Genomic DNA, 20,414 nt, shown 5'->3' with positions numbered 1-20,414 from the left:
ACCTCCCGCGGCTGTAAATGCTGGGCACAGTGTAGTGGTCAACTAATCCCGGACACGACGTTAAGTTTTTCTTCGGCCTGAGCTGGCGCCAGCCCACCGTTGAATTGATGGGGGCGAATCCAGTTGTACCGATGCATCAAGAAATGGCTGATATCGCGCTGGGCTTCTTGAGCAGTTCGGTAGCCCATGGTCGGTATCCATTCAGTTTTCACGCTGCGAAACACACGCTCCATCGGCGCATTGTCCCAGCAATTACCCCGGCGGCTCATGCTCTGGCGCATGCGATAACGCCACAGCCGCTGGCGAAATAAACGACTCCCATACTGCGACCCTTGATCCGAGTGAAACAGCAGGCCCTGAGGTCTTCCTCGTTGCTCATAGGCCATATCCAGTGCCTTGATAACCAGCTCGGCGTCCGGCTTTTCCGACAATGCCCAACCCACTATCCGGCGCGCGCAAAGATCTAGCACAACAGCCAGATAATGCCATTTCCCTTGGGCCCAAATGTAGGTGATGTCGCCGCACCACACTTGGTTGGGGGCCGAGACATCGAACTCCCGATTCAAGATGTTCGGGATATCCAACCGTTCGACCGTCGCTCGTTTATAGGCATGAGAACCTGGCTGTTTGCTCACGAGGTCAAGCTCACGCATCAAGCTGCGTACCTTAAATCGCCCCAGTTGCTCGCCGTCTTCACGCATGATCGACAAGATGCTGCGGCTGCCCGCAGCACTACGACTTTCTGTGAACAGTTCATTGACCCGACTGCGCAGCCGAAGCCGCTCAATATCAGGAGTCCGGCGCCTGAGACGCTGGGCGTAGTAACACGAGCGGGTGACTTCAAACACTTTGCACAGCCAATCAATCGGCTCGTGGACGCTAAGCTGATTGATCAGCGCGTACGCTCGTGATCTTCCGACATCAAGAGCGCGGTAGCCTTTTTTAGTATCGATTTTTCCCGTTCAAGGCGGGCGATCCGGACTTCCAGTTCCTGGATTTTCTGCTGCTCCGGGGTCAGCGCTTTGCTTAGCGGGGTGACACCTTGGCGCTCCTTCTGAACCTGCTCAACCCAGCGGCGTAGTGCCGACTCGCCGACGCCGAGTGAACGACTGGCTTCGATGTAGCTGTAGTTTTGCTTGAGCACGAGGTCGGCAGCCTCGCGTTTGAATTCAGCGGAAAAGGAACGGCGTTGTTTGGTCATTTGACACCTCGATCTGGCGAGCATTCTCGCCTAAATGGGTGTCCGGTTTCATTAGACCACTACACAGTACCCCTGCGGCTTTAATCCCGGCAGCCCCTCCACCAATTGCGCCACCCGCCAATCCACCACCAAATTTCCCACTCTCGCTAAACTTCACCTGCCGACATTCATCCTCCCTCCCCACCCGGCAAGTCTCCTCCACCTTCATTACCGACGCCGAAGCGCCGAGGCCTACGCCAATCCACCCGCCAGCCCTGATGTACCGAGCGGCCTTGCTCACCCCGTCGATATGCGTGGCATAACCCGGTATTTGACCTGGTGCCCCGGCTTTGTCCCAATGATGGACCAGGCTACGGCTGGAGATGCCGAGGGCGCTTTTCAGTTTGGGGTGGTCGGGCAGGCCGGTGCTTTTGCGCACCAGCGGACCCAGACTGCTATCGAGTTGAGAGAGCAGGCGTTTGCGCTCGGCGAAGAATTCCGGGGTTTGCAGGTGGCCGTGCTGCTGGTAAGTGCGTTGGTGCAGTTGTTCGAGGTCTTCGAGGGTTGCTTTCATGGTGTTCAGGTGCCTCGCGAACATGGTTTCGCCGATGCCGACTGCAGTGGCGCCCTGGGTCAGGAAGGACCCGATCTCGTCATGGTGTTTGACCATGAACGAAGCCTCTTCGATGCTGAGGTCTTCCAGTGCTGCATCGACGGTGGCGGCAGCTTGCAGGAGTTGTTCGTGTTCATGGCGACACATAGGGTAGTGCGGGTCGGCAATGATAACGAGCTGGCCGGGCTTGAGTTCAGCTTTGAGGTGCGGGTTGAACTGGAAAAAGTCTCTGGCGTGCTCGGAGAAAGGATCGGGGAAAAACTCGAGCTGCAGTGTGCCCAGGCTCATTGGTCGTTGCACGATATGGAAACCTGATGGTGCAGCCCCCTTGGGGGGCGGGACGGACTTGATGTAGTCGAGAAAGGCCATTCGGGCTCGGCCTTCGGCAGCTGCTGCCTCGAACGGCCACCAGTCAAACGCCTTCGCATCGCGCTTGATCAGCAGCCATTCGCCGCGTTGGACTTGCTTGAGCACCTCCGGGTCGTAATTGAGCATCGAGGTGCGGCGCAGGCCCTTGAGCCCGTTGATGTCCTGGCGAAAATTGAGCGCGTGCTTGACCAGGGCGACCGCCTCGGCGGTCGGGTAGATGTAGGGGCGCTCTTCCGGGCGCAGCTGGTTGCGATGGATCAGCTTCATGGTTCACAGGCCTCTTTGCGTGATCTGTCAACGGGTCAACTGTTCCACTGATCGATACCCGTGGTGCCGCAGACTTCATGGACCCAGGTAATTTTGCGGTAGGCGAAGTGCACGACTTCCATGAGGGTGAATTCAGCGTTGTCTGCATCCAGGCAATTGGGCAGGACGAGTTGGGCGTGAACGATGACGGCATCGTGCAGTTCCATCGAATAGAAGAGTTCCTGCGCCCCCGGGGCTGCGGTGCGATAGAACTCGAGGCGGCACAGGGTCAAGGGTTCGCCGGTACTCAGGGCGATATTGATCAGGGGCGAGGATTTGTCGATCCCTTTGGTGACGACCAAAGGGGTATGGCGCCGATGGCCGGAGTTGGCTCCGGAGGGTACGAATACGGTGTGGTCCACGGCCTGGAGCAGTATCTGGTTCTCGTGACCATTCTGGTAGCGATTACCCACCGACGCCTGGGTGGATGCTCCGGCGCTGATCGATCCTTGGTGTGTGCCTTCGATGGTCATGTAGGCGGGGGTCGGCATTGCATGTCTCCTTTGCCATTTGTTTGCGAGCAAAGGGGTTTAATACAGGGGGCGGGTTTATGGTGATATGGGAAATTTCCGAGCAACTCGAGTGATTTATCTGTAAATGATCAGAACGGTTTAACAGCGCGAATTACAGGCCTTGTCGGGTAGCGCTTAGCGCCAGTAGTTTGCATGTGGTTGGCTTGCAAACTTGGAATGATCACGCCTGGCTCAGGCCGCTTGCTTGTTGCTTCAGGATGCCAGCGATGCGCTGGATATGATCGACCGGCGAGCTGTTACGCCGACGCACGACACTGCTCCAGCGTCCTGACCTGTCCTGACGCGGTCTGGTTTTCCGCCGCCAACCACCGCTCAAACGCCGCCCCAACCGCCGGCCATTCCTCATCGGTAATGGAATACCAGGCCGTGTCGCGATTGCAGCCCTTGACCACCATATGGTTGCGGAACACCCCTTCAAACGTGAAGCCGAACCGCTCTGCCGCGCGCTTGGAGCGGGCATTGGCGTTGTTGCATTTCCATTCCAGGCGGCGGTTGCCCAGTTCGAAGGCCAGCTTGCTCAGCAGGTAGACCGCTTCGGTGCCTTTGGGGGTGCGTTGCATGGCAGCGCCGAAGGCTATGTGACCGATTTCGATGCGGCCATGGGCCGGCACGATCGACATGAGGCTAAGCAGCCCTTGGGTCTGGCCGCTGGGTAGATCGATAACGGCATAGAACAGCGGGTCGGCGCTGGCGCCGTTGCTGTCGAGCCAGTCATCGAAACCTTCGCGGTCCTTGAAGGGGCCGTAGGGCAGGTAATCCCAGAGCGCAGGGTCGGCGTCCGGCCCTTCCAGGGCTTGCCACAGGTCTTCGCCGTGGCGCCTGGGGTCGAGTTTTTCCAGGCGTATATAGCGCCCGGTCAACAGTGTGGGGCGAGGGGGCTTCGCTGGTTGCCACTGGACTATGCGGGTCGACATGGTGGGTTCCTCGAGCCTTACAACAGTTTGCGAAATTGGATGAAACCTGGCCGTTCGGCGATACGCTCATACAACCGTATGCCCGCGGCATTGGTCTCATGGGTCAGCCAGTGGACCTTGGCGCAGCCGGCCACCCGTGCCTGGTCATAGACGAACTCGATCAGTTGGCGACCCATCCCTGTGCCACGATGCGTTTCGCTGACGATCAGGTCCTGCAGGTAGCAGGCGTTTTCCACGGTCCAACATGAACGATGATAGATCCAATGCACCATGCCCACCGCCTGGCCGTTGAACCAGGCCAGCGCTGCGTTGATCGGCTCGGTAGGGTCGAGCATGCGCTGCCAGGTGACGGAGCTGACCTCTTCGGCGATCTGCGTGTTGTAGAAACGCTGATAGGCATGCCACAAGGGCAGCCAGGCGGCCTGATCCTGTGCGGTGACCGGGCGGATCTCTACTGCTGACATTGGTTGGCTCCTTTATGCCTGACCCATGAGCTGGGCGAGTTGTTGGTCTTTTGAATCCGGGCTATTGGTCAGGCCTTCGCGCACACCGGCGATGTCGGCGGCCGAGCAGTTCTGGCTGAGCTTGCGCTTGCCCTCCAGGCGATCGATCGGCAGGGCGAAACCGACAATGGCCTTGAGCATGCCTTCAATGTAGTCGGCAGGCGCATCTTCCACCGCCCAGGGTTGGGCCCGACCGCTTTCATGACGCTCGGTCAAGGCGCTGACCAGGTTGCGCAAGCGCTGGGCATCGGTGAACACCTCGGCCTGGCCATAGGCATGCACCGCCAGGTAATTCCAGGTCGGCACCACTTTGCCGTGCTCGGCCTTGGCTGGATAAAAGCCGGGGCTGACGTAGGCGTCGGCACCGGCAAAAATCACCATCGCTTCGGCACCGCCGGCAAGGTCCCGCCAGTGCGGGTTGGCCTTGGCCAAGTGGCCGTAGAGGGTGCCGTTGGGCCCCTGTTCCGGGTTAAGCAGTAGTGGCAGATGGCTGGCTTGCAGGCCGTGCTCGCCGTTGGTGACGAGGATGGCCAGGCGAGATTGCTGAATTTGCTCATGCAGACGGAGCAGGTCGATATCCTTGAATGCAGACGGTAGGTACATGACTGATTTTCCTTGGCGGTTGGTCATATCCTAGGCAGGCTATTGGACTGTTGTAAGATCCATTAACTGCAAGTTTTGTAGGACCAATCCATGGCCGAGAACCTCGTTCCGCTGCCTTTCGACCCTGCCGGCATTCAGCTGGACCGGCGTCAGGGTTTGAGTCGCCAGCTTTACCAGGCCTTGCGTGCTCGTGTGCTGGATGGGCGGTTGGGCGGTGGTACCCGACTTCCTGCTACCCGCGATCTGGCAACGATGTTAGCGATATCGCGTAACAGCGTGGTGCGTGCCTACGACCAACTTTATGCCGAGGGCTTTATTGAGGGGCGGGTTGGCGATGGCACCTATGTAGCGCAACTGTCACAAACAGTGTCATCGTTGGCAAAACTATCCACAAAAGTATCCACAGCGTTACCAACAGGCTTACCCACAGCCTTATCCACAAATGGCATCAATTTTACTGTGCTTACATCCAGTAAAATTATCCACAATAGCGCCATGGAACGACTCCAGCACTATTCTTTACCCCCTCCCAAAAGCGGTCCGCCCAGAGCTTTTCGGGTGGGCGTGCCTGCGTTCGATCTGTTCCCATTCGACGTCTGGGCCAAGCTGCAGGCGGGTTTCTGGCGAAAACCGGACTTGCAGCAACTGGGCTATGGCGAGCCTGCCGGCGACCCTCGTCTCAGGGAGTTGATTGCAGCTTATTTGCGCGGCTCACGCGGTCTTTCCTGTAGCGCTGAACAAATTGTGATCACCAGTGGTGCACAGCAGGCAATCAGCCTTTGTGCACAGTTGCTGCTTGAGCCTGGCGATGTGGTGACTGTGGAAAACCCAGGCTATCGAGCAGCCGGAAATGCCTTCGCAATCGCCGGGGCACAGGTGCAGGGGGTGGCTGTGGATAACGACGGGCTCGATTGCACTGAGCTGGCGAACATCGAGAACTGCCGCCTGGCCTATGTCACGCCCTCACATCAATACCCGACCGGAGTGACCATGAGCCTGGCCAGGCGCCTGGAGCTGCTGGCCTGGGCCGAGCGCAGCCAGGGCTGGATCGTCGAGGACGACTATGATGGCGAGTACCGCTACAGCGGGGCGCCGCTGGCACCGCTGGCTGCGCTGGATCGGCAGGGACGGGTGCTGTATGTCGGTACGTTCGGCAAAATCGCCTTTCCGGCGATGCGCCTCGGCTATCTGGTATTGCCGCGGCAACTGGTACCAGCCTTCTCTCAACGGCGGGCACTGGATGTTCGCCATTCCGAGGTTGGCACGCAGGTAGTGATGGCCGAATTCATGGCCGCCGGGCACTTTCAACGACATATCCGGCGGATGCGTCGGGCGGCCTTGAGTCGGCGTAATGCGCTACTGGCCGGTTGGCCTGTGGATATCCCTGGCTGTGGGGCATTACCCAACGTGGCAGCCGGCCTGCACTTGATGGTGCCTGTGGATAGTTTCGCGCGGGAATGTGAGTTGATCGAATTGGCTGAGGGCGTTGGTGTTGAGATCAATGCCTTGAGTGACTACTGGTTACCGGACTCGCGCGAGCCTGTGGATAACCGAGCCGGGCTGGTGTTGGGCTTTGCTGCGGTGGCTGAAGCGGAGATCACTGCGGCGACGGCGCGTTTGCGCAAAGCTTGGGTCGAGTAATGCGACCGCTGCGCGGCCGATCGCGGGCAAGCCCGCTCCCACAGGACCCACCGATCCCGGGAGCGGGCTTGCCCGCGATGATGTCACCGCGTGAATCCAGACAGACCACGTCATTGGCACCGCAAGCTTGCCAGCGAAAGGTCCGCAGGACCTTCAATCACGTCCCGGACTTGATCCTGGTCCAGGCCCGAGTCCGCGCACGCTCGGCATCGCGGGGCAATGGCTGCAGGGTGTAGAGCTTGGCCATGGCCTCTTCGGTCGGGTACAGGTTCGGATTGTTGCGGATGGCCGGGCTGACCAGTTCGGTCGCGTCCTTGTTGGGGTTGGGATAGCCGACGAAATCGCTGATCGGCGCGATCACTTTCGGTTGCAACAGGTAGTTGATAAAGGTGTGGGCGTCTTCCTGGTTCGCCGCACCTTTTGGAACGGCCAGCATGTCGAACCAGATCGGCGCACCTTCCTTGGGCAGGCGCATGTCCACGATCACACCGTTCTTGGCCTCCTTGGCACGATTGGCGGCCTGGGAGAAACTGCCGGAATAGCCGACGGCAACGCAGATATCGCCGTTGGCGATGTCAGCCATGTACTTGGAAGAGTGAAAGTAAGTGATGTGCGGACGAATCTTCATCATCAGCGCTTCGGCTTGCTTGTAGTCGGCCGGTTTGCTGCTGTTGGGCGGCAGGCCAAGGTAGCTGAGCGCCAGCGGCAGGATTTCGGAGGGCGAGTCGAGCAGGGCGACACCGCACTGCTTGAGCTTGCTGATGTTCTCTTCCTTGAAGATCAGGTCCCAGCTGTCAACCGGTGCGTTGTCGCCGAGCACGGCCTTGACCTTGTCCGGGTTGAAGCCGATCAATACCGTGCCGTACATGTAAGGCACGCCGAATTTGTTGCCGGGGTCATTGGCCTCGATCAGCTTCATCAACTTAGGATCCAGATGTTCCCAGTTGGGGATCTTGCTGCGATCGATCGGCTGGAACACGCCTGCCTCGATCTGTTTGGCCAGGAACACATTGGACGGCACCACCACGTCGTAGCCGGAGTTGCCGGTCAGCAGCTTGGCTTCGAGGGCTTCGTTGGTGTCGAAAATGTCGTAGATCAGTTTGACCTGGGTGTCTTTCTGGAAGTCCACCAGGGTTTGCGGGGTGATGTAGTCGAACCAGTTGTAAACGCGCAGGGTGCGTTGATCTTCAGCCTGGACCGCGCCCGTGAGCAGGGCGGCGGTACACAGCATCGGAGCGAGAAGATGCTTGAGTCTATTCATGCATGAGCTTCCTGTTGGGCGCCTTCGAAACCTTCGAGTACGTTCACCGCGTTGATGCCGATCTCCTCCACCGCATAGCCACCCTCCATCACAAACAGGGTCGGCTTGCCGAGCCTGGCGATACGCTGGCCCATGCGCAGGTAATCCGGGCTGTCGAGCTTGAACTGCGAGATGGGATCGTCCTTGAAAGTGTCGACTCCCAGGGAGATCACCAGCACATCTGGCGCATAGGCTTCGATTCGCTGGCAGGCCTGGTCCAGTGCGGCGCTCCAGGTATCCCAGCCGCTGCCGGCCGCCAGCGGGTAGTTGACGTTGAAACCCTCACCTGCACCTTCACCCTGTTCGTCGGCATAGCCGAGGAAGAACGGGAATTCCGCTTCCGGGTGGCCATGGATGGAGGCAAAAAACACATCGCTGCGGTCGTAGAAAATCGCTTGAGTACCGTTGCCGTGGTGATAGTCCACGTCAAGGATTGCCACCTTCGAATGGCCTTGATCGAGAAAGGCCTGGGCTGCAATGGCGGCGTTGTTCAGGTAGCAGTAACCACCCATGAGGTCGCTGGCGGCATGGTGCCCTGGTGGTCGGCAAAGGGCGAAGGCGCTGTGCGCACCGGCCTGGATCTCGGCCTGGGCAGTCAATGCGACCTGCGCGGCACTGTAGGCTGCTTGCCAGGTGCCGGCGGTGATGGGCGCGCCACCATCGAAGCTGTAATAGCCGAGTTCACCCAGCAGGCTTTTCGGTTTCAGCGTGCGCAATGTCCGGGCTGGCCAGGTGAAGGGCAACAGGTCGCCATCGCGATTGAGTTCACTCCAGCGCGCCCAGGCGCCCTGGAAAAAGTCCAGGTACTCGGCACTGTGGATGCGTTGCAGCGGTGCTCGGCCAAAATCCCGTGGTGCTTGCACCGGGCCGAGGTTGCGGTCCTTGACGCGTTGCAAGACATGATCGGCGCGTGAGGGCATTTCGAAGCAGGGCATCAATTGCCCGTCCATCAGTTCGCACCGACCGTGATGCAGGTGATGATCATCCGAGTAAATCGTCAGCATGTTCTTATTCTCCGAAGGCTCAGACAGGGCTCATTGTTGATGCGTGAGGGCCTTGGAGAGAACGGCAGGAACGGCCAAAAGGGGATCGATGTGGCCAAACTGACTGTCCATATTTCGCCCTTTTTGCAGTTCGATGCCCTGTTCAGGCACGGTAATGGCTGGGTGCGACGCCGCTCCAGCGCAAAAAGGCATGACGGAAGCTGGCGGTTTCGCTGAAGCCCAAGGTTTCGGCAATGCGATAGATGGGCAGTTGATCTTCGGCCAGCAATTGCTTGGCCCGTTCGAAGCGTAGCTCGTCCAGCAGTTCCTGGTAGCTGGTGCCCAGATCATGCAGGTGTCGGCGCAATGTCCGCGCCGAACAGTTCATTTGCCGTGCCAGGCCGTCGAGCCCCGGGGCGGCGTCCAACTGGGTCATCAACAACTGGCGTATCCGCCCAAGCCAACTCTGGCGACCGTTGAACTCGGTGTTCTGGCGTCGGCAACGTTCTGCCATCGCCCGATGCGTCACTATGTCGGCCAGTGGCAGGGGCTGATCGAGCCATTTTCTGTCAAAGGCGAAAGCGTGGTCCGCTGCTTCGAATTGCACGGGGCAGTCGAAGGTTTCGGCGTAGCTCAGGTAATAATCCGGCGCCGGGTGGGCGAAGCGTGCTGCAACCAGCGGCAAGGGATGGCCAAGCATGTCATCGCAGATGATTTTCATCGAGGTCAGGCAGAGTTCACCGTTGAACACTGCCAGGTTTGGCCGATCACGATAATCGCTGGCGCTCAGCCAGATCCGTTCGCCATCCTCGATCAGTTGCAGGTGGAAAAGTGTTCCCAGCAGCGCGGGGTATTGCAGGGCCAAGCGCAAAGCGTCACCTAAGGTGGCACTCGAAAGCAGGGCATAACCGAGCATGCCGTAAGAAGAAACATGCAGGCGCCGCCCAAGCTCCAGTCCGATTTCCCGGCGCAGGGCTACAGCGTTGGCGCAGACCTGCATTTCCTGGCTAGTGGTGATGCGCGGATCGGCCAGGCCAAGGTCCGCTTCGCTGATGCCGCTGCCCGCCAGCAGCGCTTCGCTGGAAAGACCTTCGGCCTTGAAGATGTTGAGCACCAGGGAGACGGCGTTGAGAGTGGTCAGGTGTGAGTGGAGCATGCTCGGTATCCAGCGTGGGGGCTGCTGGAAGGCAGCAATTTATGTGCCGGGGGTGTTGCGAGCGCTGCCCGCGATGAGGCCCAAAGGTTCAGCGTAACTCCCCGCAAAGATCCAGCTCCACCAGCCGGCGAATCTCATCCTGAGCCAAACCTGCACCCAGCAACGCATGCAACTTCCCAAACGCCGCCTCACGCGTCATGCCACCACCGGAAAGCACCCCGACTTCACGCAAGCGGCTCCCCGCCTCATAGATATCCAACTCAACCCCACCTTCATGGCACTGAGTAATAGCCACCACAATCACGCCGCGATCCTGGGCCTTTTTCAAGGCCGCCAGGAATTCCGGATTGTCACAAGGCCCGGTGCCACTGCCGAAGCACTCCAGCACCAACGCCTGAATACCGCTGTCGATGACGGCTTCGAGTGGCTGCGCGCCAAACCCCGGGACCAATGGCAGCACGGCAACGTCGGCCAAGCGTTTTGTCAGACGGTAATCGAGCGATGGCGGCAGGTTTTGCGCCGACGCTGCACCGCCTTTGCGGTTCAGCGCTGCAAACGGATGACGGCCAAAGCTGCGAATTTTTGCACAGCGGGTGGGCATCAGCATTTCGCCGTGAAAGAACAGGTGCACGCCATTTGCCAGGCCTTCGGTCAATGCCTGCAACGCACCATTGACGTTCTCCCAGGCATCGCTGTCAGGCACCCCGGCGGGCAACATGGAGCCGGTGAACACCACCGGTGCTTTGAGCCCCAGCAACTGGAAGCTCATGGCCGCCGCACTGTAGGCCAGGGAGTCGGTGCCATGCAGAACCAGTACCGCGTCGCACCCCTCGTCGATGGCTTGGATGACCGCTTCGCGCAGGCGTTGCCAGTAGAGGGGGGTCATGTTGGCGCTGTCGATCAGCGGCAGCAGCTCGTGAAAGCGCCATTGCGGCAGCTGCTGCCCTGCGAATTGCTCGCGCATCCGTTGTTCAAACCCTGAAGCTGGTGCCAGGCCGCTGGCGCTGGCCTGCATGCCGATGGTGCCGCCGGTGTAGAGCACCATGATGTGTCTGGCAGGTTGCGATGTGACGCGGGTCATTGCCCCTTCTCCTTGATCTGCGGCGGTTCGGTACGCGCCAACAACAGGATAACAGTCGGGACCGTCAGCGTGAGCCCGAGACTCGAAAGTGACCGATCAAGTCTTTGAGCTCTTGCCCCAGACGCGCCAGATCACTGCTGGAGGCGGCGATCTGTTCGCTGGCCAGGGCGCTGTGCCGGGCATCCTCACAGACGTTGATGACGCCGCGATTGATTTCCTCCACCGCAGCGCTTTGTTGTTCAGTGGCCGCGGCGATTTGCAGATTCATGGCCTGGATAGAGCTCACAGCCCGGCTGATGCCATCGAGTGCACTCCCGGCATCATGGGCCAGATCGACGCTATGGTGGGTGCGAGTGTGGCTTTGGTGCAGGCTGTCGGCCGCTTTTTCGGCTTTATCCTGGAGGTTGGCGATCAGGCTTTCGATATCGCTGGTGGAGTTCTGCGTGCGCTGCGCCAGGGCGCGAACCTCGTCGGCAACCACGGCGAAACCGCGGCCGGCCTCACCGGCGCGAGCCGCTTCGATGGCTGCATTCAAGGCCAGCAGATTGGTCTGCTGGGCGATCGACTGGATGACTTCGAGCATGCTGCCGATCTGCCGGCTTTCCTGTTGCAGGTCGGCCATGACCTGAGCGGTGGTGGACGCTTCACTGGCCATGCTCTCGATACTGCTCACCGCTTGCGCGACAACATGGCGTCCCTGGCCGGATTCGCGCTCGGCGAGTTGTGCCGATTCGGCAGCCTGTTCGGCATTTTGCGCAACCTCCTGCACGGTCGAGCTCATCTGGTGAATCGCCGTGGCGACCTGGGCGGTTTCCTGTTGCTGATTGAGGGCGCGGATACGGGTCTGTTCCGTGGCTGTGGATAACTGTTCGGCGGCGCTGGCGATCTGCTCGATGCCTTGGCCGATGCGTCCAACCAGCTGGCGCAGGTTGATGTTCATCACGTGCATGGCCTGCTGCAGTTGCCCGATCTCGTCGTGGCGATCGCTGGCAAGGTCCTGGCTCAGGTCGCCGTCGGCAATCCGTTTGGCCAGTTTCAAGGTTTCGCGCAACGGCCGGACAGTGGCCAGGGTCATGCACCATGCCAACAGCAAGCCACACACGATGGCCAGAGCGGTGACCAGCAACAATTGCCGGGTAACGCTGGCAGCGATGCTGTTACGCAAGGCCAGGTGTGTTTCGTGCAGTCGTTGGTTGAGGCTTTGCATGCGTTCGGCGCTGGCGACGATGGTCTGTTGCGCCTGGGCCATGCGTTGGGTGGTAGCGTGGACCCTCTTCAGGGCGGTTTCGAAGGCGTACAAAGCCTTGAGCGTGTCATCAAGGGTTTTACTGCTCAGGTCCGGCAGTTGGCCCTGGAGCTTCTGCGTATTGCTGCGGACCTGGGCCAGCCCCTTGAATACCGCTTGGGCCGCGTCCTCGGTTTCCAGGCGGGTGTAATTGAGCGCAAGCAAACGAAGCTGCATGAACTGCGAGCGCAGGGACGCTACGTCGCCAATCTGGTCGAGCATCGCATGCAGGTCGTAGGTCTGTTCCAGCTCGGTAAAGTACTGCCGGTTGAGGTGATCGAAGCTGCTCAGGCCTGCTTCTCCGGCGCGGATACCTTGCAAGCGGGCTTCATCGCGGGCAAGACGAGCGCTCACCCATTCGCTGAAGGCCTGGCGGTAGCGCAGGGTGGCCTGTTCGATTTCCTCAAGGCGTTGCTGGCTGTCCGCATCGCCAAGCAAGGCCTTGAGTTGGCGAGTCAGGCCGATAATGCCATCGATACCCGCTTCGACTGGCTGGGTCGCGTTTGTGTCGAGGCCAATGCTGTAGTTCTGTCGCTCGACCCGGCTCTGGATGAACTTTTCGTTGAGCTGCCCGCTCAGCAGCAGCTCGTCGCTGTTACGGACCATCGCGTCGATGCTGAAGAGCCCCGCCGCCGATATCAGGACGGTCAAGGCCAGGACGAGACCAAAGCCCAGTGACATTTTCTTGCTCAGAGACAAATCGCCCAGTCGGCGGGCAACCCATGCATACATCTGACACATCCTCGGCAAAACGCCCGGCAGGTGCCGGGCGGTTCGGATTCAGGTAGGGATTTAGAAGTAGTAGCCAATGTTGATGTTGGTCCGGTAGTACCAATCGTTGCTGCCGACCGAGGATGTGCTGGTCCACCCGGTACCATTCTCGGCACCGCCGAAGGGGTTGGCGTTTTTCGCCCAGGTGAAGTCGACCCAGGCCATGATCGGCATGGCGAGGAACTGTGCACCGACGGTGAACATCTGCGAGTCGTCCCAGCCGCTCTTGTCTTTCATCATCCGGCTGTAGTCGTTGTAAACTTTTATCTTCTTCAACTGGCCAAGGCTTGGCGTGAAGATGTCGTAGCCGACGTTGAGCGAGGCAATAGTGGCCTTGGAGGCGATCAGGAAGGCCGGCGTCAGGCCGTTGCCACCCATCAGCACCGAATCATCGCTGACCCCTGCCGGGTTTTTCGGATCGTATTCGTAGCGGATGCCCTGGGTGGTCACGGTCCAGGGGCCGGCATTGATCACCGCATGAATACCACCGGCCCAATAGTCGCCGTCATCCTTGGTGGTGGCGTTGTACAGCTCGGCTGCAGCCAATGAAGCGCCGATTTCGGTCTTCCAGCCATCACCGACGAAGGTCCGAGCGACGCGGGCATTGACCTGGTTGCGCTTTTCGTTGTCCTGGCGCGACTGGGTGAACGCGATGGCGTTGTCCTTGAGGTCGGCGAAGCGACCGACCTCAGGCGAGTAGCGAATGTCCGAGGGCAGCATGCGCGGGAAGTAGCCCAGCTGGAGGTCCCAGTCCTTGTCTTTGTAGCTGTACTTCAGGCCGCTGCCGGCGCTGACGCCATAGCCCATGAAGAAGGGAATGTGGTAACTCCAGCCGAACTGTGGATAAGGTTCCAGGCCGAAGGGTTTGAACGGAGCACCCAGTTGCAGGTTCGAGTTGCTGTTGAAGCGATAGCCGACAAAGCCACGGTCGATTGCATGTTTGCCGTCATCCTGAAACCAGTAGCCGACATCGCTGAACAGGCTCTTGTGGCTGGCCTGTACATCCAGGCGGAAGGTATCGAACAGGAACCGGCCATTGTTCTCGGTGGTGTCCCAATGTTCGTCGCGGTAATTCATGCGCAGTGCACCGCCGATATCCAGGGCGCTCTGGCCATCGTCACTGCGCAAGGCGATATGCGGAAGGGGTTTTTTACTGACGGCCGGCTGGTCCGGTGCAGCGGGGCCTGGTTCAGAGGCGAAGCTGGTGCAACTACTGACCATCAGACCCAGGCATACGACGTACTTCTTCATCTAGAACACCCCTGCTGCGTTAAACGGTAAAAGCAATCGGCAACACTTGTCCGTTCGCCTCAAACCGGGCAATTAACGGGGTTGCATCAGGTGCCGCTGCTTTGAATGGATAGTTGGCGTTATTGTTTTATAGGTAACACACTGTCTTGCGTGTGAACGCACTATTGAATTAGCAGAAACTGTGCCAGGCTTGTTGTATTGAGATTTTGTTAATAAATCCCATATAAAACAATTATTTATATTTGAAACGGGTGAGCTTGTACCGTCCGTGAAACGTCGCTGACTGAAGGTAACAATCTTGCACACTCGTCGTGCGTCGTTATTGCACAGCGGGCGTTGCCGGAGCATTCGTCGTGTTTCACCGATAAATAATTAGCAGGCTTTTAAATTAACTGTCGAATATAAAAAAGGCCGACATCAATGTCGGCCAATCATGCGCGTAAATACGAGCGGAAGTTATATATCAAGTACCAGTCGGCGACTCTTGCAACCGGATACGCAGACCATCATTGATTTATTGGCGGCACGTTCGGCCTTGGTCAGTACGCCGTCGCGGTGGTCGATATCGCCATCGACCACTTTGGTTTCGCAAGAACCGCAGACGCCTTCGCGGCAGCTGTACTCAATGTCGCAGCCGGCTTCGAGCAGGACATCGAGCAGGTTCAAGCCAGGCTCGACCGACAGGGTCTTGCCGGACTTCCTCAACTCGACGCTATAACTGCTCTGTGCATCCTCCGAAGGTGGCAGCTCGGCAGCGGTGAAGCGTTCGATGTGCGCATGCGGATAGCCCAGGCTTTCGCAGGTGCTTTCGAAAGCGTCGAGCATCGGCGTCGGCCCGCAGCAGTAAAAGTGAGTATCGCCTGGCTGGTCGGCCAGGTAGGTGGCCAGATCCGGCGCCAGGCCTTTCTCGTCGTTGAAGTGATACACCACCTTGGCATCCAACCCGCTGAGCTGCTCCAGCAACGCGGCTTCCTTGCGCGAGCGAGCGCAGTAGATCAACTCGGCGGACCTGCCCAGGGCCAGCAGTTGGCGGAACATGCAGTAGATCGGCGTGATGCCGATGCCACCGGCTACCAGCACGCTATGTTTGGCATTGAGGTCGAGATGGAAGTTATTGCGCGGTTGCGAGATCGACAGTTGAATGCCGACGCGCAGTTGCCCGTGCACGTATTCCGAGCCGCCACGGCTGTTGCGATCACGCAGGATACCCACTACGTAACGGCCCTGGTCGCTCGGCGAATTGAGCAGCGAATAGCTGCGAACCAGCCCGTTGGGCAAATGCAGGTCGATATGCGAACCGGCTTCGAACGGCGCGAACACCGTGTCGCCATAGGGCCGCAGTTCGACACTGATAATGCCTTCGGCTTCGTAGCGCAGGGTATGCACCAGCGCGGTGATGGTGGAGGAATTGGACATGGATCACCTCGTCTGCGCAGTGCGCAAGTCAAGATCGAGCCGGGCGCTGGCTTCGATTTCCACCACCAGTTCAGGGAACACCAGCGCGCTCACTTCAACCAGGGTGGAGGTAGGGTAAATAGCGAAACCTTCGAAGAAGTCGCGACGTGCGCGACCCACTTCATCCTTGTCGGCAATGCGGGTGACATACACCGTAAGCCGGTAGATGTTGCCTATGTGCCCGCCGGCAGCTTCGACCAGCGCCCGGGCCTTGTTCAGAACCACGAGCGTCTGGGCATAGGCGTCCAGCGGCGCACCCGCTTCAGCGGCCTGGCGAGTGGCGGGATGCCCGGTCATGCCGGACATCACCACGTCGTTACCGATCAGCAACGCGTTCGACCAGCTGGCCGTCGCCAGTTCGGTCAAGGTGGGTGCCTTGATTCGCTGTACGACGGTATTCATGGAAGCTGCTTCGCGTCGATCAGTTCCAGCTGTTCTTTCGCCTTGCCTTTGAGGTAACGGCGCAGGCGCACCACGCCCAAGTCGTGCTGGTAAAGGTTCTCACGCTGGTTGGCATCGGGTTCCATGAACTCGAGCAGCACCCGGTCCTGTTCCAGCACTGCCCAGTGACGCGCTTCAAGGCGGTTCTTGTAGAGGAAGCGCCAGGTATCGCGTTGCCAGCCGGTCAATGGGCGGCAACGCCAGTGGAACACTGCTGACAACGAGCGGCTGCTGGGGGTGTAGCTGCCGATGATGGTGAAGTTGCCTCCAGGGCCACCGGTTTTCGGATAGGGGATTTCCAGGCGCAGCCAGTGGCAACCGTTGTCGAGGAACTCGGTCCAGTCGAAGTTCACGCCACGCTGGCCTTCCTTCTCGAAGAAGAAACCGTTGTCGGTGTCACGGGTGACGAACCTGGCGGTGGCTTCGCCCTCGCTCATGGAGTGCGACATCTTGTGCAGGTAGGTGCCGTGCATCGGGTCCATGACGTTGTCGAGCACATAGCGGTAGTCGCCTTTCCACTCGGTGTAGCAGACGAAACTGCTCCATTCGGGCGAGGTCAGCTGTTCTGGGAGGACCAGCTCCGGCGGGGTGTCCAGGTGCGGGTCGGCGGCGTTGTACAGGAAGATCGCGCCGGCGGCCTCACGGGTATGGAACATGCGGGTCGGACGGCTACCTTCGAGCTTGCAACCCGGGCTGCCGGGAACCTTGGTCACGGTGCCGTCGCAGCGTACTTCCACGCCGTGATAAGGGCACTGCAGGCGGTCGCCCAGTACCGGCCCCTGGGACAGTGGCGCGCCGCGGTGCGGGCAGTGGTCTTCGAGGGCGTGGACACTGCCGTCGTTGTCGCGCCACAGGGCGATCTTGTAGCCCAGGCGGCGGATCGAGACCGGTTTGTCGCTGAGCAGGTCCGAAGGCAGGACCGGGAACCAGAGGTTCTTCAGGCCATTGGCAAGGTGGTTCTCAACAGGGTCGACGGTGACTTGCGTAATCATATTCTTCTACCTCCGGCGGGTCATTCGCCCAGCCGAGCCATCAGGGTTTTGTAGGAATCTTCGGTCCACTCTCCGGTGGTCAGCGGGCAGGGCGGGCCCACGAGATTCAGGTGTGCAAGCAACGCGGGCAACTCGGTGATGCCATTGCCGTAGGCCCGCTCGATGGAGTCGCCGAGCAACTCTTCGAACTGGGTGTTGGGCCGCTTGCGAGCCTGATGTGGTTCCAGAAAACGCTCGGTGTCGCTCATATCATTGACCTCCATTGCGGACCCGTTCGCGGATCATTTCGCGGACCGGGACAAAGTCGTAAGTCGGGTAGCATTCGGTGCGGAACACGCCCCAGGCGGAGCGCTCCAGTTCAACATTGACCTTGGCCAGCAGGCTCGGCGGCAGGCGCAGGGTGACGATCTGGCCCAGGCCCATGGCCACGGTCCAGGACACCACCTCGACGCCTTGCAGCGGAAAGCTCTCCCACCAGCCCATTTTTTTCATGTGGGCCTGGATGTCCTCCAGGTTCTTCGACTGGTCATGCTTGAGCACGACCGTCAGCAGCATCGATTCGCTCATGGCCTAACCCTTGGGTTTGTCAGTGAGGAACTTGCCTTGCGGTGCTTCGACATTTTGCTGGCGACGGGTATTGCCATCGATCCCGCCGGCAATCGCCCACTCGGCAAACACCGTGGGGCCCGGTTCGAATTCACGGGGTTGCCACTCGCCGGTCAATTGGTCTTCGTCGGCGTAGTACTCGACCAGCCCGCCGGCCGGATTCTTGAAGTACCAGAAGAACGCCGAAGACACCGGATGGCGCCCCGGGCCGATCTCCGTGGCCCAGCCGCAGCGGGAAACGTGCATGCCGCCGCCGAACACCTCATGCACATCGCGTACGGTGAAGGCGACATGGTTGAGGCCGGCACGTGGTGCGGGCAGTTGCAGCATGAACAGATCATGGTGGCCGCCTTCTTCGGCGGTGCGCAGAAAGGCGCCGCGATCCGGATAGCGGTCCGAGGCCTGGAAGCCGAAGCGTTCGTGATAGAAGGCCTCGCAGGCATTCACATCCTTGACGAAGAACACCACGTGGCCGACTTCGATCGGCGTGGCACGTTCATAGACCGGGGCCGGCTTGTTGATACGGCCCTTGGTCTGCCAGGTGTTATGGCCGCTGCACTCGATGTCCAGCGGGCGCTTGCGAGTGACTTGCAGACGAATCGCCAGGCCGTTCGGATCGGTGCAGCCAATGCGGCCGTCGACTTCAACGAAGCCGGGGTCGTTGGCGATACGCTCGCTGTAAAGCTTCAGATCGGCTTCGCTTTCGACGCCCCAGACCACCTCACGCACGGTCGAGCCGGGCTCGATGGCCGGCGGCAGGCCGGCTTTGTTCAGGTCGGCCAGCACTACGCGGCAGCCGTTGAGGGTTTCGAAGATCACCTCGTCGGCCTGCTCGCTGATCTTGCTCAGGCCCCAGTCGCTGAAGAAGCGGGCACAGGTGTCCAGGTCTTCAACGCCGTAGGTGACTTCATCAATGCCTAGAACGCTCATGGCGCTACCTCCCGATGCCCGCTGGCCCAGGCCAGTGGTTGTTCATTCATGCCCCAGTAGAGGCTCTTCTGTTCCATGTACTGCAGGATGCCCAGCCGGCCTTTTTCACGGCCCAGGCCGCTGTCGCGCCAGCCACCGAACGGTGTGGAAATCGAGAACTGCTTGTAGGTGTTGATCCAGACCGTGCCAGCCTGGATCTTCCGGCCCAGGGCCCAGGCGCGCTTGTAATCACGGCTCCAGATCCCTGCGGCGAGGGCGTACAGGCTGTCATTGGCCTGTTCGATCAGTTCGGCTTCGTCGTCGAAGGGCATGGCTACCAGCACGGGCCCGAAGATTTCTTCCTGGCAGGTTTGCTGGTGGTTGCTCAGGCCTTCGATGATGGTCGGTGGGTAGAAGTAGCCCTGGTCGAAAATGCCACCGCTCGGACGTTGGCCACCCAGACGCAGGCGACCGCCTTCGGCGAGGCCGAGTGCGACGTAGCGCTCCACCGACTCGCGATGGCCGGCACTGATCAGCGGGCCCATCTGGGTGTGCTCGTCGGCCGGGTCGCCCAGGCGCAGTTGCGCGGCGCCGGCCACCAGCCGTTCCATGAAGGGCTCGTACAGTGCACGGGCGACAAACAGGCGTGAACCAGCAATGCAGGCTTCGCCGGAGGAGCTGAAGATGCCGTAGAGCACGCCGGCCACGGCATGGTCCAGGTCGGCGTCGTCCAATACGATGGTCGGCGATTTGCCACCCAGTTCCAGCGACACCGGCATCATCTTGTCGGCGGCGATGTGGGCGATGTGCTTGCCGGTTTTGGTGCCACCGGTGAACGACACGCGCTTGATCAGCGGGTGCTGGGTCAGGGCGTCGCCAAGTACCGAGCCTTTGCCCGGCAATACACTGAGCAGGCCACGCGGCAAGCCCGCGTCTTCGCAGATCCGGGCCAGTTGCAGGGCCATCAGCGGGGTGATTTCCGCCGGCTTGATCACCACCGCGTTGCCTGCCGCCAGGGCCGGAGCCACTTTCTGCGCTTCGCTGGCTATAGGTGAGTTCCACGGTGTAATGGCCGCGACCACACCCATGGGTTCGTAGACGCTCATGGTCACGAAATCACCGCGCGACGGGGTGATGGTTTCTTCCAGTGTTTCGCAGGCTGCGGCGAAGAACTGGAAGGTGCCGGCGGCGCTGGCAACCAGTGCACGGGTTTCGCCGATCGGTTTGCCGTTGTCCTGGCGTTGCAGTTGCGCCAACTCTTCGCTGCGCTCGCGGATCAGCTCGGCAATGCGGTACAGGACGCTGGCCCGCTCATGCGGTTTGCGCTGTGCCCAGCCGCTGTGCAGGAAAGCGTGATGGGCACCTTGCACGGCGTCTTCGACATCTTCGAGGCTGGCGGAATTGAGCCAGGCCACCGGTTCGCCGCTGGCGGGGTAGCGCGTGGCGTAACGCTCGCCACGGCCCAGCCGCCAAGTGCCGGCAATACACAGGGGTAAAGTCTGTTCGAGATTCATCGGCTGCC

The 20,414-nt window shown here is 60.1% G+C and carries 20 protein-coding genes and 1 pseudogene; 1 reads left to right on the top strand and 20 read right to left on the bottom strand.

From position 1 onward, the window contains the following. Positions 1-38 precede the first annotated feature (38 nt). The 6 genes from NVV94_RS26430 to NVV94_RS26405 all read right to left on the bottom strand — a co-directional run bounded on the left by NVV94_RS26430 (position 39) and on the right by NVV94_RS26405 (position 5,021). Positions 39-1,201, bottom strand: a protein-coding gene (locus NVV94_RS26430) for an IS3 family transposase (RefSeq protein ID WP_258443255.1) whose coding sequence is annotated in 2 segments (ribosomal slippage) — positions 39-946 and positions 946-1,201 — 1,164 coding nt in all. Because the reading frame shifts where the segments join, the coding sequence is not laid out codon by codon here. Continuing rightward, on the bottom strand, positions 1,170-2,429 hold the full coding sequence (locus NVV94_RS26425; RefSeq protein WP_258445202.1) for a hypothetical protein: 1,260 nt from the start codon (positions 2,427-2,429) through the stop codon (positions 1,170-1,172). Before NVV94_RS26425 ends, NVV94_RS26430 begins: the two co-directional genes overlap by 32 nt. 35 nt (positions 2,430-2,464) lie before the next feature. Next, the gene (locus tag NVV94_RS26420; protein ID WP_258445201.1) at positions 2,465-2,959 is read right to left on the bottom strand and encodes an Hcp family type VI secretion system effector; all 495 of its coding nucleotides are present in this window, start codon (positions 2,957-2,959) and stop codon (positions 2,465-2,467) included. Between the two features lie 278 nt (positions 2,960-3,237). After that, positions 3,238-3,915 (bottom strand): GNAT family N-acetyltransferase, encoded by a 678-nt coding sequence (locus NVV94_RS26415; protein WP_258445200.1) that lies wholly within the window; start codon positions 3,913-3,915, stop codon positions 3,238-3,240. Between the two features lie 17 nt (positions 3,916-3,932). Continuing rightward, positions 3,933-4,379: a GNAT family N-acetyltransferase gene (locus NVV94_RS26410; protein ID WP_258445199.1), complete on the bottom strand. Its 447-nt coding sequence runs from the start codon at positions 4,377-4,379 to the stop codon at positions 3,933-3,935. Between the two features lie 12 nt (positions 4,380-4,391). Further along, on the bottom strand, positions 4,392-5,021 hold the full coding sequence (locus NVV94_RS26405; protein WP_258445198.1) for an FMN-binding negative transcriptional regulator: 630 nt from the start codon (positions 5,019-5,021) through the stop codon (positions 4,392-4,394). Between the two features lie 90 nt (positions 5,022-5,111). Here NVV94_RS26405 and NVV94_RS26400 point away from each other — a divergent pair, with 90 nt between their 5' ends. Beyond that, positions 5,112-6,662, top strand: coding sequence for a PLP-dependent aminotransferase family protein (locus tag NVV94_RS26400; protein ID WP_258445197.1), 1,551 nt, complete (start codon positions 5,112-5,114; stop codon positions 6,660-6,662). Positions 6,663-6,819: 157 nt separating this feature from the next. Here NVV94_RS26400 and NVV94_RS26395 read toward each other — a convergent pair whose 3' ends face one another. The 14 genes and pseudogenes from NVV94_RS26395 to NVV94_RS26335 form a co-directional block, all read right to left on the bottom strand. After that, the gene (locus NVV94_RS26395; protein ID WP_258445196.1) at positions 6,820-7,923 is read right to left on the bottom strand and encodes a polyamine ABC transporter substrate-binding protein; all 1,104 of its coding nucleotides are present in this window, start codon (positions 7,921-7,923) and stop codon (positions 6,820-6,822) included. Further along, positions 7,920-8,966: a histone deacetylase family protein gene (locus NVV94_RS26390; RefSeq protein ID WP_258445195.1), complete on the bottom strand. Its 1,047-nt coding sequence runs from the start codon at positions 8,964-8,966 to the stop codon at positions 7,920-7,922. The genes NVV94_RS26395 and NVV94_RS26390 overlap by 4 nt, the downstream gene beginning before the upstream one ends. Before the next feature lie 142 nt (positions 8,967-9,108). Beyond that, positions 9,109-10,101 (bottom strand): AraC family transcriptional regulator, encoded by a 993-nt coding sequence (locus tag NVV94_RS26385; RefSeq protein ID WP_258445194.1) that lies wholly within the window; start codon positions 10,099-10,101, stop codon positions 9,109-9,111. Positions 10,102-10,189: 88 nt separating this feature from the next. Continuing rightward, the gene (locus NVV94_RS26380) at positions 10,190-11,182 is read right to left on the bottom strand and encodes an asparaginase (RefSeq protein WP_258445193.1); all 993 of its coding nucleotides are present in this window, start codon (positions 11,180-11,182) and stop codon (positions 10,190-10,192) included. 64 nt (positions 11,183-11,246) lie between these two features. Then, complete coding sequence (locus tag NVV94_RS27060) at positions 11,247-11,963, bottom strand: methyl-accepting chemotaxis protein (RefSeq protein WP_408733531.1); 717 nt, start codon at positions 11,961-11,963, stop codon at positions 11,247-11,249. Positions 11,964-12,179: 216 nt separating this feature from the next. Further along, positions 12,180-13,073 (bottom strand): annotated as a pseudogene (locus NVV94_RS27055) (methyl-accepting chemotaxis protein); the annotation flags it as partial. A gap of 186 nt (positions 13,074-13,259) precedes the next feature. After that, complete coding sequence (locus NVV94_RS26370) at positions 13,260-14,489, bottom strand: hypothetical protein (RefSeq protein WP_258445191.1); 1,230 nt, start codon at positions 14,487-14,489, stop codon at positions 13,260-13,262. A 456-nt stretch (positions 14,490-14,945) separates the two neighbouring features. Then, on the bottom strand, positions 14,946-15,905 hold the full coding sequence (locus NVV94_RS26365; protein WP_258445190.1) for a PDR/VanB family oxidoreductase: 960 nt from the start codon (positions 15,903-15,905) through the stop codon (positions 14,946-14,948). A 3-nt stretch (positions 15,906-15,908) separates the two neighbouring features. Further along, positions 15,909-16,346, bottom strand: a complete 438-nt coding sequence (locus tag NVV94_RS26360) for a Rid family hydrolase (protein ID WP_258445189.1) — start codon at positions 16,344-16,346, stop codon at positions 15,909-15,911. Continuing rightward, on the bottom strand, positions 16,343-17,377 hold the full coding sequence (locus NVV94_RS26355; RefSeq protein WP_258445188.1) for an aromatic ring-hydroxylating dioxygenase subunit alpha: 1,035 nt from the start codon (positions 17,375-17,377) through the stop codon (positions 16,343-16,345). Before NVV94_RS26355 ends, NVV94_RS26360 begins: the two co-directional genes overlap by 4 nt. Before the next feature lie 20 nt (positions 17,378-17,397). Next, complete coding sequence (locus NVV94_RS26350) at positions 17,398-17,625, bottom strand: recombinase-like helix-turn-helix domain-containing protein (RefSeq protein WP_258445187.1); 228 nt, start codon at positions 17,623-17,625, stop codon at positions 17,398-17,400. A gap of 1 nt (position 17,626) precedes the next feature. Then, the gene (locus NVV94_RS26345) at positions 17,627-17,944 is read right to left on the bottom strand and encodes a hypothetical protein (RefSeq protein WP_258445186.1); all 318 of its coding nucleotides are present in this window, start codon (positions 17,942-17,944) and stop codon (positions 17,627-17,629) included. A 3-nt stretch (positions 17,945-17,947) separates the two neighbouring features. Next, on the bottom strand, positions 17,948-18,913 hold the full coding sequence (locus tag NVV94_RS26340; protein WP_258445185.1) for a VOC family protein: 966 nt from the start codon (positions 18,911-18,913) through the stop codon (positions 17,948-17,950). Further along, on the bottom strand, positions 18,910-20,406 hold the full coding sequence (locus tag NVV94_RS26335; protein ID WP_258445184.1) for an aldehyde dehydrogenase: 1,497 nt from the start codon (positions 20,404-20,406) through the stop codon (positions 18,910-18,912). The genes NVV94_RS26340 and NVV94_RS26335 overlap by 4 nt, the downstream gene beginning before the upstream one ends. Positions 20,407-20,414 lie beyond the last annotated feature (8 nt).

This window comes from Pseudomonas sp. LS1212 (genome assembly GCF_024741815.1).
Classification (GTDB): Bacteria; Pseudomonadota; Gammaproteobacteria; order Pseudomonadales; family Pseudomonadaceae; genus Aquipseudomonas.
The sequence above is the reverse complement of the archived record's forward strand: the minus strand, read 5'-3'. Positions and strand labels throughout refer to the sequence as shown.

Bases quoted from the DNA above. Each gene is read 5' to 3' on its own strand.
- NVV94_RS26395 (WP_258445196.1), bottom strand. From the start codon at position 7,923: ATGAATAGACTCAAGCATCTTCTCGCTCCGATGCTGTGTACCGCCGCC.
- NVV94_RS26370 (WP_258445191.1), bottom strand. From the start codon at position 14,489: ATGAAGAAGTACGTCGTATGCCTGGGTCTGATGGTCAGTAGTTGCACC.
- NVV94_RS26380 (WP_258445193.1), bottom strand. From the start codon at position 11,182: ATGACCCGCGTCACATCGCAACCTGCCAGACACATCATGGTGCTCTAC.
- NVV94_RS26410 (WP_258445199.1), bottom strand. From the start codon at position 4,379: ATGTCAGCAGTAGAGATCCGCCCGGTCACCGCACAGGATCAGGCCGCC.
- NVV94_RS26420 (WP_258445201.1), bottom strand. From the start codon at position 2,959: ATGCCGACCCCCGCCTACATGACCATCGAAGGCACACACCAAGGATCG.
- NVV94_RS27060 (WP_408733531.1), bottom strand. From the start codon at position 11,963: ATGAGCTCGACCGTGCAGGAGGTTGCGCAAAATGCCGAACAGGCTGCC.
- NVV94_RS26425 (WP_258445202.1), bottom strand. From the start codon at position 2,429: ATGAAGCTGATCCATCGCAACCAGCTGCGCCCGGAAGAGCGCCCCTAC.
- NVV94_RS26355 (WP_258445188.1), bottom strand. From the start codon at position 17,377: ATGATTACGCAAGTCACCGTCGACCCTGTTGAGAACCACCTTGCCAAT.
- NVV94_RS26385 (WP_258445194.1), bottom strand. From the start codon at position 10,101: ATGCTCCACTCACACCTGACCACTCTCAACGCCGTCTCCCTGGTGCTC.
- NVV94_RS26340 (WP_258445185.1), bottom strand. From the start codon at position 18,913: ATGAGCGTTCTAGGCATTGATGAAGTCACCTACGGCGTTGAAGACCTG.
- NVV94_RS26350 (WP_258445187.1), bottom strand. From the start codon at position 17,625: ATGAGCGACACCGAGCGTTTTCTGGAACCACATCAGGCTCGCAAGCGG.
- NVV94_RS26335 (WP_258445184.1), bottom strand. From the start codon at position 20,406: ATGAATCTCGAACAGACTTTACCCCTGTGTATTGCCGGCACTTGGCGG.
- NVV94_RS26415 (WP_258445200.1), bottom strand. From the start codon at position 3,915: ATGTCGACCCGCATAGTCCAGTGGCAACCAGCGAAGCCCCCTCGCCCC.
- NVV94_RS26345 (WP_258445186.1), bottom strand. From the start codon at position 17,944: ATGAGCGAATCGATGCTGCTGACGGTCGTGCTCAAGCATGACCAGTCG.
- NVV94_RS26390 (WP_258445195.1), bottom strand. From the start codon at position 8,966: ATGCTGACGATTTACTCGGATGATCATCACCTGCATCACGGTCGGTGC.
- NVV94_RS26400 (WP_258445197.1), top strand. From the start codon at position 5,112: ATGGCCGAGAACCTCGTTCCGCTGCCTTTCGACCCTGCCGGCATTCAG.
- NVV94_RS26360 (WP_258445189.1), bottom strand. From the start codon at position 16,346: ATGAATACCGTCGTACAGCGAATCAAGGCACCCACCTTGACCGAACTG.
- NVV94_RS26365 (WP_258445190.1), bottom strand. From the start codon at position 15,905: ATGTCCAATTCCTCCACCATCACCGCGCTGGTGCATACCCTGCGCTAC.
- NVV94_RS26405 (WP_258445198.1), bottom strand. From the start codon at position 5,021: ATGTACCTACCGTCTGCATTCAAGGATATCGACCTGCTCCGTCTGCAT.